Below are 10658 nucleotides of genomic sequence, written 5' to 3'. Positions count from 1 at the left end.
GTGAAGCTGACCAATACTAATTGCTCGTGAGGCTTGACTATACAACACCCAAACAGTTGTATACAAAGCATCAATCGATTCATAAATATGCAATATCCCTTGATTCAGCCTAATGCTGGAACATACAATTCAGACCCAGATCTGCCCGCTGTTAATAACTCATTTGGACTAAAGTACGGCATATACTGCACCGCAGTTAAATCAGACCCGAACAAGTCCATCAACAGTTGTGCTGGCGACCATAGCAAGAGTGAACCACCTGATCCCTTCCCGAACTCAGAAGTGAAACCTCTTAGCGCTGATGGTAGTGTGGGGTCTCCCATGTGAGAGTAAGTCATCGCCAGCTCATTATTCTAAAAAGCCCCCTCATGTGAGGGGGCTTTTTTTATGCTTTGATTTTGAAATAGAAGGGGAGTTAACCATAGCAATACTGGCAATGGCTGATAGTCCGGTTTAAGCGGCTTAGAAGTTTAAAATTTTTTAATTAGCTAGCTATCTTAAAAAATAAATTGTATGTTTTATAATAAGAATATGCTATAAAAATTAAAAGAGGCATAAAAATTGCATTAATTTTATATGATAAAGTAAGGGTGGGATATTATGAAGTTGTCGGTTGGGCTTAAAGTTGCAAATAGTTTATCCCTTACCCCCCAATTACAACAAGCCATCCGTTTACTTCAGTTATCTAATTTGGAACTCGAACAAGAAATCCAGCTTCAGTTAGAAAGTAATCCTTTACTTGAACAAATAGATGATGAAAATTCAATTTCTACCCTATCAAATTCTAATAATACAGATATTCATGAGCTTGATCAGAGTCTAAATGCAGACCATTTACCTGAAGAGCTACCAGTAGATACTCATTGGGATGAAGTTTATATTCATCAGTCTACCGCACTTGAGACTCCTGAGTTTCAGGAACAAGAGGACAATAATCATAAATCTTTAAATTTAAAACAGCATTTACTTGAGCAAATTAACCTTTTACATTTTTCCCAGATTGATCAGTTAATTGCCTATTGTTTAGTTGATTCTTTAGACCAACGGGGCTTTCTTGAAGCTGAAATTGAAGAAATTACTGCTTCTGTTCAAAATTTACTTGCAGAAATGGGTCATGAAGAAGAAGTAGAGGATGATGAGGTTTATGTGGTACTCAAGCATATTCAGCAGCTTGATCCTTTAGGTGCAGGTTCACGTAATCTGGCAGAATGTCTTAGGATTCAGCTTGAAGCTTTACCCTCTGTGCCAGTTATTCAGGATGCTTTGATATTGCTGGAGCATTATCATTTACTGATTGCTAATGATCTTGGCAAGCTATTAAAACAGACAGGGTTGAATACTGAACGTTTAAAGTCAGCAATTAATATGCTTAAAACTTTAAAAGCTTATCCCGGTATAGAATTTGAGGATGAATCATCTAATTATCAGATTCCTGATGTAATTGTATCTAAGAAGGACCAGATTTGGCATGTTCAGCTAAATACCGATATTTTACCTAAACTGCGTATTAATTCTTTTTATGCTGGTATGATTCGGCGCGCTGATCAAAGTACCGATAATAATTATTTAAAAGATCAGTTATATGAGGCAAAAAATTTTATTAAAAGTATTGATGAGCGGCATAAAACTTTATTAAAAGTAGCCAGCTGTATTGTTGAACATCAGCGGACTTTTTTTGAAATTGGGGCAGAGGGCATGAAACCCCTCATTTTGAGAGAGGTCGCTGAAGAAGTACAGCTGCATGAGTCAACTGTATCCCGGGTCACAAGTAACAAATATATGCTGACTCCACGTGGCCTGTTTGAGCTTAAGTATTTCTTTTCAAGTCACGTAGGCACCACCTCAGGGGGCGAGGCTTCTTCAACTGCAATTCGTGCCATGATTAAAAAACTAGTCTCAAATGAGAATCCCCGTAAACCCTTGTCTGATAATTCCATTACGAATTTACTTAAAGAAGAAGGGATTGATGTAGCACGTAGGACAGTAGCAAAATATCGTGAATCTTTAAATATTCCGTCGTCTTCTGACCGAAAGGTCTTGATCTAGTTTTTAGTCGAGCTATTCTAATAGTTCATTATGACAGCATAGTGAAACTTTCATTTTGATTTAAAGGAGTACAGGAATGGTTTGATATAATTTAACAGAATTCTATTTTCTGTCATTAGACTATCCCTGTTCTGACTTTAAAGCCTGAAACGAGGTGAGGAATAGAATTATGCAAATTACCATTCGTGGCCACCATTTAACGATTACCCCTGCAATAGAACAGGATATCCGTTTCAAGTTTAATCAGCTGACTCAGCATCTTGACCAGGTAAATAGTATGCAGGTCAAGCTTAGTAAAGATCATGAAGTTACCAAGCGTTCAAAAAAAGGTAGTGCTAACCATAAGGCTGAAGCGATTATCCGTTTACCTGGAATTGAGCTATTTGCACAGGCTTGTGCAGATGATATGTATACTTCTATTAAAAAATTATCAGAAAAAATAAAAAGACAGCTTTATAAACATAGAAAGTTGCAGTGTAGTTATCAACCTTTAGCAATTTAACGAAACAGTTTAAAAAAGAGGTTTAATACCTCTTTTTTTTCATGTGTAAATTTTACAGGCCAACTGCATTATTCCTTTAGAGTTATAGTAATATATCTGGTTTTTACACCGTCAGTCTTACAAGAGGTTTTTACAATGAATAGTGAACAGCTCACTGAGATTCTACAAGCTGCTTTTCCAGAGGCAGAAGTTGCTGTGAGCGGACAGGCGGGAAAATTTGATCTTCGTATTGTTGATGATCAGTTTGAAGGTAAACGTACAATTGCTCGTCAGCAGGCAGTATATGCTCCTCTAAATTCCTATATCGCGAGCGGAGAAGTGCACGCGGTCACTATTCGCGCAATGACCAAAGAAGAGTGGCACAAAGCAAGCCTGTTTGGAGCTTAAGACTTAAATGGATAAATTTGTAATTAATGGCGGTATCAAGCTCCAGGGTGAAGTACGTATTTCGGGTGCAAAGAATGCAGCTTTACCTTTACTTGCCGCCACTATTCTTGCCGAAACACCTATTACACTGACCAATGTTCCTAACTTAAAAGATGTAAATACGCTGGTAGAACTGATTGCCGGACTAGGAATTAGCATCAGCTACAGTAGTGATACAGTCAAGGCAGATACCTCTACCTTAAATAATCAGTTTGCACCTTATGAGCTGGTTAAAACGATGCGCGCCTCTATTTTAGTGCTTGGGCCATTGGTAGCCCGTTATGGCAGTGCTCAGGTTTCCCTGCCGGGTGGCTGTGCAATCGGATCGCGTCCGGTTGACCTGCATCTCAAGGCACTCGAAGCATTGGGCGCACATATTGAAGTTGAAAATGGCTATGTTAATGCCAAAGTAGATGGCCGTTTAAAAGGTGCAGATATTACCTTTGATATGGTCACAGTGGGCGGTACAGAAAATATTTTAATGGCAGCAGTACTGGCAGAAGGTGTGACTACACTGCGTAATGCTGCTTGTGAGCCAGAAATTACAGATTTGGCTAATATGCTCATTAAAATGGGAGCCAAGATTGAAGGTGTAGATACAGATACGCTGGTGATTACAGGCGTAGAATCTTTGCAAGGCTGTGAATATGCTGTAGTAGCTGACCGTATTGAAACCGGTTCATATCTGGCTGCTGCCGCGATTACTGGTGGTAAGGTTAAGACGACCCATACAGACCCGACATTACTTGAGGCAGTGCTAGATAAGTTCGAGGAAATGGGTGCAGAAGTTACACGCGGAGATGACTGGATCGAACTGGATATGCAGGATAAACGTCCTAAAGCAGTAAGTTTCCGTACATTACCTCATCCCGACTTCCCGACAGATATGCAAGCACAGCTTATGGCTGTTAATGCGATTGGACATGGTTTTGCAACTATTAGTGAAACAATTTTTGAAAATCGTTTTATGCATGTGCCTGAGCTTTCACGCATGGGAGCCAATATACAGGTGGAAGGTAACGATGCCGTCGTGACAGGAGTTGAAAAATTATCAGCAGCTCCGGTCATGGCTACAGATCTGAGAGCTTCATTCTCTCTGGTACTGGCCGCGCTGGCAGCTGAAGGGGAGTCCATCGTTGACCGTATTTATCATATTGACCGGGGCTATGAGAATGTTGAGGCTAAACTTCAGAGTTTAGGTGCCCAGATTAAGCGAGTAAGTGCATGAGTGAAGTAAGAAACGATGATCCAAATTTTGATGTAATGGGTAATTTTGATCATGGTTTAACCTTGGCTTTGAGTAAGGGACGTATTTTAAAAGAAACATTACCTTTACTTGAAACAGCAGGTATTAATCTGCTGGAAGATCCGGAAAAGTCTCGCAAGCTAATTTTTCCAACTACCCATAAGCAGGTACGTATTCTAATTTTACGTGCTTCAGATGTACCTACCTATGTTGAAAATGGTGCAGCAGATCTGGGCGTTGCTGGTAAAGATGTGTTGATGGAACATGGGGCTCAGCATGTTTATGAGCCACTTGATCTAAAAATTGCTAACTGCAAGTTAATGACAGCAGGCAAAGTCGGTATGAAACGTCCACAAGGACGTTTAAAAATTGCCACTAAATATGTCAACCTGACTCGCCAGTACTATGCAAGTCTGGGGGAACAGGTAGATGTAATTAAACTTTATGGTTCAATGGAGCTTGCTCCCTTGGTCGGCTTGGGGGACTATATTGTTGATGTCGTAGATACCGGCAATACCTTGCGGGCTAATGGTTTGGAGCCACTCGAAGAAATCTGTAAAGTGTCTTCACGTCTCATTGTTAATAAAGCTAGCTTTAAACGTAAGCAGGCATTGCTCAATCCAATTATTGCGCAGCTGGAAAAAGCAGTAGAAGCACGCCAGCAAATGAGCCCATAAAGTATTTGTTATCTAAGACCGTCCTCAAGGACGGTTTTTTTATACCTTAATTGGTTTTACCGCAGATTTGAAACTTCATCAATCTTAGCAAAAGTTATTTTCAATAAAAGTCCTTGAATACAAGAGCGATTCCTACCCACAAGTTCGTAGAAAACAGGTAAACTAAAGTTTTACATAGACCTTGTGGGTAAATTGATGCGACGTTTATCGACTCAAGATCAAAACTTCAAGCAAGCTTTTGCAGACTTGTTAGCTTTTGAGACAGTTAGTGACCCTGAACTTTTAAAAACTGTAGACCAGATCATTGCTGATGTGCGTCAACATGGTGATGCTCACGTTCTTAAACTCACTCAACAGTTCGATCGACATCCAGCGCATCAGTTTTCTGAACTTGAACTGACTCAAGCACAGTTAAAAACAGCATTTGAAAATTTAGAGCCGCAGGTACGTGATGCTTTAGAGATGGCAGCGGATCGGATACGTGCTTTTCATCAGGCACAGAAACAGGATGGCTGGTCTTATATAGATGAATTGGGCAATACCTTAGGCCAGAAAGTGACTCCATTAGATCGGGTCGGTATTTATGTTCCGGGTGGCTTGGCCTCTTATCCTTCCTCTGTTCTGATGAATGCGATCCCTGCACATGTAGCAGGAGTATCCGAAATAATCATGGTAGTACCGGCACCAGATGGTGAATTAAATCCTCTGGTACTTGCTGCTGCATTCCTTGCCGGGGTAAGCCGGGTATTTACTATTGGCGGAGCACAGGCAGTAGCTGCACTTGCTTATGGTACAGAAACTGTTCCGCGTGTTGACAAGATTACCGGACCGGGTAACCGTTTTGTTGCAGCAGCCAAGCGTGCCGTATTTGGGCAAGTGGGTATTGATATGATTGCAGGTCCTTCAGAGATTCTGGTTTATGCTGAGGGACTAAATAATGCTGATTGGCTAGCCATGGATGTGCTGTCTCAGGCAGAACATGATACTGTGGCTCAAGCTATTTTTATTACGCCAGATGAGCAGCTATTACAGGCTGTGGAAGAGGCGATTGAAAAACATTTAAGTCAGCTACCCAAAGCCGAGATTGCCCGTACTTCAATTGCCAATCGTGGTGCTTTAGTTCTGGTAAATAGCCGTAAAGAGGCAATAGAGCTGATTAATCAAGTTGCTCCAGAGCATTTAGAATTATGTCTTGATGAAGCTAAAGAGATGGCTACCTTGATTCGTCATGCAGGAGCTATTTTTATGGGCCGTTATACACCAGAGGCAATTGGTGATTATTGTGCAGGTCCGAACCATGTCTTGCCGACATCAGGCACAGCACGTTTTTCTTCTCCGCTTGGTGTATATGATTTTCAGAAGCGGACCAGTCTCATTATGTGTTCTGAACAGGGCGTACAACCACTGGCACGCACTGCGGATATCCTGGCACAGCAAGAAAATCTGGATGCTCATGCTCGCTCAGCCCGCTATCGCTATTGAGAGGCTTTTATAAAGAATTCAGGGGCTGTCAGGAACAGCCCTTTTTGGAAAATGAATTTGAGAATCTTAAACATGGAACTAACTACCGAACAAATGCGTTTTTGGAGTCCTGAAGTACGTAAACTTGAACCGTATATTCCTGGTGAACAGCCTAAACTTCAAAATCTGTTAAAATTAAATACTAACGAAAATCCTTATCCGCCATCACCTTATGTTGTTGATGCAATACAGGCTGTGCTGGCTAATCAGGCTGATGTATTACGTCTTTATCCGGACCCCGATGCAACTGCATTAAAAGAAGCAATTGCCCAGCAGCAGGGTATTACAGCCAGTCAGGTATTTGTAGGCAACGGGTCTGATGAGGTACTTGCACATATTTTCAAAGCATTTTTTATTCAAGAGCATCCAATTTTATATCCAGATATAACCTACAGCTTTTATCCGGTATATAGCCAGTTTTTTGGAGTTAAAACTAAAATACTGCCACTAAACGCTGACTTCGAAATTGACATTGCTGATTATAGGCAACCCAATGGCGGTATTATTATTACTAATCCAAATGCGCCAACCAGCATTGCATTAGATCTGCTGTCAATTGAAGAAATTCTTCAGAATAATCCTGACTCTGTAGTGGTTATAGATGAAGCCTACGTAGATTTTGGTGCAGAATCTGCAGTAAGTTTGGTAAGTAAGTATGAGAATCTGGTGGTATGCCAGACGACCTCCAAATCACGTTCACTCGCAGGTTTACGCGTTGGTTTTGCAATTGCCCAGCCACATTTAATTGCTGCACTTGAGACTGTTAAAAACAGTTTTAATTCCTATCCAATGGACCGTTTAGCTATTGCTGCTGCGGTAGCTTCATTTCAGGATCAAGACTATTTTCAGGCTATGTGCCAGAAAGTAATTGATAGCCGTGAGCAGCTTGTAAATGGGCTAGAAGCTTTAGATTTCAAGGTATTACCTTCTAAAGCTAATTTTATTTTTGTTTCTTTAGCTCATAAAAATGCTGCTGACTTGGCTGCCGAGCTGCGTCAACATGGCATTATTGTACGTTATTTTAACAAACCCCGTATTAATCAGTATTTACGTATTACTGTCGGTACGGATGAACAAAATCAAAGACTTATTGATACATTGAGAAATCAGATTCTAGTCTGATTATGATTCACCTGTTCTCTGCCATGTATTGAGTAAGTCCAGCATGGCAGATATTTTATCGAAACATTCCTGATATTCTGCCTCCTGTTCTGAAGCAATAGTAATACCGCCGCCTGCCCAGATAGAAATATCATGATCATATTTTTGGATGGTCCGGATCAGGATATTCCAGCAGCCTGTTCCATCAAAATTAAAATAACCTAATGAACCGCAATAAGCACCCCGAGCAGCTTCTTCAAGTTCTGCAATAATTTCCATGGCACGTATTTTAGGCGCACCCGTAATTGAGCCGCCCGGCAAAGCAGATAACAAGACCTGAAACGGTGAAATATTTTTGTTTAATATAGCTTGTACTTCACTGACCATATGATGGACTTGATTAAAACTTTCAATTTCAAATAATTTTAGTGTTTTAACTGAACCCTTTTGGGCATAGAGACTGAAGTCATTACGCAGTAAATCAACGATCATAACATTCTCTGCCTGATCTTTTTTGGAGTTAATTAAAGTGTTTTTTGCTTTCTGGTCAAGTATCGGATCTGCATAACGCGGCATGGTCCCTTTAATCGGGCGTGTTATAATTTGCTGTTGTTCTTTAAAATCAATAAAAAGCTCAGGAGAGCAACTTAAGATTTCAAGATTATCTATTTTTAGGTAGCCCGCATAAGGCGCATTTGTCATAGCCCAAAATTTCGCTGCACAGTCTAGTAAATGACCATTACCTTGAGCTTTAAACTCTTGAGTTAAATTAATTTGGTAACAGTCACCTGCTGTAATATATTCCTGCACTTGCTTAAAGGCTGAAATATATTGCTGTTTAGTCCAGCGTGGCTGACAGGTCTGAACCAGCTGAAACACCTGAGTATCTGAATCATGATCTAAATGAAGAGCATCATAAATATTTTGATAAATGATTAATGCATCTTGACCTTCACTATAAAATATCCACTCTTCTGCTTCATACTTTAAATAATGATGATATTTGCCTAAATATAAACTTGGCTGTTTTTTATATTCTATATGAATTTTAAGATGTTGTTGGGCAGCAAAATCGTAGCTAATAAATCCAATATATCCACCGTTAAATCCTGCTTGAGAAGAACCCTTAAATTCAGGATCTAAACAAATAAAATCAAGTAAATCTATTTTATGATGAGTAATTGAATAAGAATAATCAGTATTTTTTTTATAAGCTGAAAATAAGCCGGACTGGTATTTAATATATTGATCTGGCAGAAATGCAATAATAGGCCGATGATTATCTTCTAAATAAACTAAACCAAAAAAATCCCTCAATTTATTTAAAATAGAAGCAGGATCATTATGATAAAAATCAAGCTTTTTTCTCAGCTTTGGCATAGTCTATAAGTGCATCTGATAAAACAGTGGCACATATTACTACATAATTAACTATGACCTAAATCCAGATACCGTTTATCGGTTTTGCTTTGATTATGATGGGCAGCAGTTGATCAATTAATCCTCTCAGGCTAACTTAAGCTTGCTAATCTAAAGTAGCTACTCAAGGACAGGATGTTTCTACTGCAGAAAATAAAAAAACAGTAGAAATTAAGAGTAGCTAGACAATCAAAAAAATAAAAACTCTTAGGAGAGTATGGAATGAAAATGTTTACTAAAATTGCTTTAGTTTCTTCTATGGCAATTAGTGCAAATGCAATGGCAATGCAAGCGATGGATGATGCTTCATTAAGTGCAACCACTGGCCAAGATGGTATTAATATCGGGATCGGTATTTCAAAGGTTGAAATTGAAAAATTATTTATTCATGATAATGATGGCCTAACAGGTGGAAGCACTGCTGGAAAGGCTGGTGCCATCGTAATTAAGGGTAACGGTAAAACAGGCGATATTAACGAAAAGCTGGGTGTAGTAGTCAAAGCCAATTATGATGATGCAGGCAAATATCTGCTAACAACTCGTAATCTTGCTGACCTGCGTATTGACTCTGATGCAGGCGACAAAGCAGCTGGTGGTGCATTTATTAATATTGCTGCTGATGTATCGGGTCTAGATATCAATATTGGCGAGATTGGGGTAACCGGTTCTAATGCTGTAGCAGATCCTGCAACTGCAACGAGTATTCGTCGTGGGGGGGATGATACAAACTATAATGCTATTCTCTCTGGCCTTTCATTAAAAACAGGTCCAATGTCAGCAAATATTCAATTAGGTGCAGCTCCACAGGGCGCCATGATTAAGCTAGATGCAAAAATGCTGGGCGGTCTTGAGATCAAGAACCTGGGTATTCTAGATAACTCAACTAAAACAGCTACACGTGCTGCTGGTGAAATTTTTGTCGATAGTATTAAAGTAGCTGATGCTAATGCTCGTGATCTATCAATTGATCAAAAAATTAGTGTGATCGGTAAAGAAGGTACTAATAATGGCTATATTCGTATGGTAAGTAACTCAGGTCCAATTGATAACTATGTTAAGGGTGTTCATTTAGGTAGCCGCGATGCTGCTTCAATTGGGGATGTAGAAATTCAGGGACTACAAACTTATTACAGTCCTGCAATGGGTCAATACAACCAAGGTTCTGTGATTACCATTTCTGGTCGATAATAAATTTCTATTTAAAAGCGCGTGACTTCACGCGCTTTTTTTTACAATAAAATATAATTTTTTTCAAAAATCCTAAAAAAAGCTGTTATTTTTAAAAAAAAAGGTATCTTGAGTGGTACAAGGAAGTAGAGTTTATACTCTAGAAAAATAACGAATATCAGTATAATTACTGAAAACTAAAAAGTTAAAGATAGGCAGAGTAAAACTTGAAGTGCGACATAAACCACCTAATTAATTTAAAGGGTTTATGGAGTATATAAAATTGTCATACCATCATCTTAACTTTGAAGATCGTACTGCATTAATGCTTGAGTCAAGAAAAGAAGGCTTTTCAGCCAGAAAATTTGCTGAACTCATTAAAAGACATCCTAGTACGATCTATCGTGAGCTTAAAAGAAATAGCATCAATGACGTTTATCAAGCTCGATATGCTTCTGATAACACCTTCGCTAGACGTAGACGTGGTCACAGAAAACTCAAAATCGATTCAATCCTCTGGAAATTTATTGTTGAAGCGATCCGTTGTTTATGG

Annotated in this window: 10 protein-coding genes and 1 rRNA gene; 10 read left to right on the top strand and 1 reads right to left on the bottom strand. The window is 39.3% G+C overall.

Features of this window, described 5'->3' with window-relative positions; all coding sequences use genetic code 11:
- Nucleotides 1–231 precede the first annotated feature (231 nt).
- From rrf to hisC, 8 genes are all read left to right on the top strand, one after another.
- Nucleotides 232–346: ribosomal RNA gene (gene rrf / locus N518_RS0114320) — 5S ribosomal RNA — on the top strand.
- Nucleotides 347–600: 254 nt separating this feature from the next.
- Nucleotides 601–2046 (top strand): RNA polymerase factor sigma-54, encoded by a 1446-nt coding sequence (locus tag N518_RS0114315; protein ID WP_005027737.1) that lies wholly within the window; start codon nucleotides 601–603, stop codon nucleotides 2044–2046.
- Nucleotides 2047–2215: 169 nt separating this feature from the next.
- Nucleotides 2216–2548, top strand: coding sequence for a ribosome hibernation-promoting factor, HPF/YfiA family (hpf, locus tag N518_RS0114310; protein ID WP_005018556.1), 333 nt, complete (start codon nucleotides 2216–2218; stop codon nucleotides 2546–2548).
- A gap of 135 nt (nucleotides 2549–2683) precedes the next feature.
- Nucleotides 2684–2935, top strand: coding sequence for a BolA family iron metabolism protein IbaG (ibaG, locus tag N518_RS0114305; RefSeq protein WP_005027733.1), 252 nt, complete (start codon nucleotides 2684–2686; stop codon nucleotides 2933–2935).
- Between the two features lie 7 nt (nucleotides 2936–2942).
- Complete coding sequence (murA, locus tag N518_RS0114300) at nucleotides 2943–4202, top strand: UDP-N-acetylglucosamine 1-carboxyvinyltransferase (RefSeq protein ID WP_005027731.1); 1260 nt, start codon at nucleotides 2943–2945, stop codon at nucleotides 4200–4202.
- On the top strand, nucleotides 4199–4897 hold the full coding sequence (gene hisG, locus N518_RS0114295) for an ATP phosphoribosyltransferase (protein WP_005018563.1): 699 nt from the start codon (nucleotides 4199–4201) through the stop codon (nucleotides 4895–4897). The genes murA and hisG overlap by 4 nt, the downstream gene beginning before the upstream one ends.
- A 183-nt stretch (nucleotides 4898–5080) precedes the next feature.
- Nucleotides 5081–6379, top strand: coding sequence for a histidinol dehydrogenase (gene hisD / locus N518_RS0114290; protein WP_161794082.1), 1299 nt, complete (start codon nucleotides 5081–5083; stop codon nucleotides 6377–6379).
- A 72-nt stretch (nucleotides 6380–6451) separates the two neighbouring features.
- Complete coding sequence (gene hisC, locus N518_RS0114280) at nucleotides 6452–7540, top strand: histidinol-phosphate transaminase (RefSeq protein WP_005406861.1); 1089 nt, start codon at nucleotides 6452–6454, stop codon at nucleotides 7538–7540.
- Here hisC and N518_RS0114275 read toward each other — a convergent pair whose 3' ends face one another.
- Nucleotides 7541–8899: an anthranilate synthase component I family protein gene (locus N518_RS0114275; protein ID WP_005027725.1), complete on the bottom strand. Its 1359-nt coding sequence runs from the start codon at nucleotides 8897–8899 to the stop codon at nucleotides 7541–7543.
- Between the two features lie 261 nt (nucleotides 8900–9160).
- Here N518_RS0114275 and N518_RS0114270 point away from each other — a divergent pair, with 261 nt between their 5' ends.
- Together N518_RS0114270 and N518_RS0114265 are read left to right on the top strand one after the other, a co-directional pair.
- Nucleotides 9161–10126, top strand: coding sequence for a DUF6160 family protein (locus N518_RS0114270; protein ID WP_005027722.1), 966 nt, complete (start codon nucleotides 9161–9163; stop codon nucleotides 10124–10126).
- A 262-nt stretch (nucleotides 10127–10388) separates the two neighbouring features.
- A partial coding sequence (locus tag N518_RS0114265; RefSeq protein ID WP_031946223.1) for a helix-turn-helix domain-containing protein occupies nucleotides 10389–10658 on the top strand: 270 nt, incomplete at its 3' end.

Source organism: Acinetobacter sp. UNC436CL71CviS28, assembly GCF_000620525.1.
Lineage (GTDB): Bacteria > Pseudomonadota > Gammaproteobacteria > Pseudomonadales > Moraxellaceae > Acinetobacter > Acinetobacter radioresistens.
The sequence above is the reverse complement of the archived record's forward strand: the minus strand, read 5'-3'. Positions and strand labels throughout refer to the sequence as shown.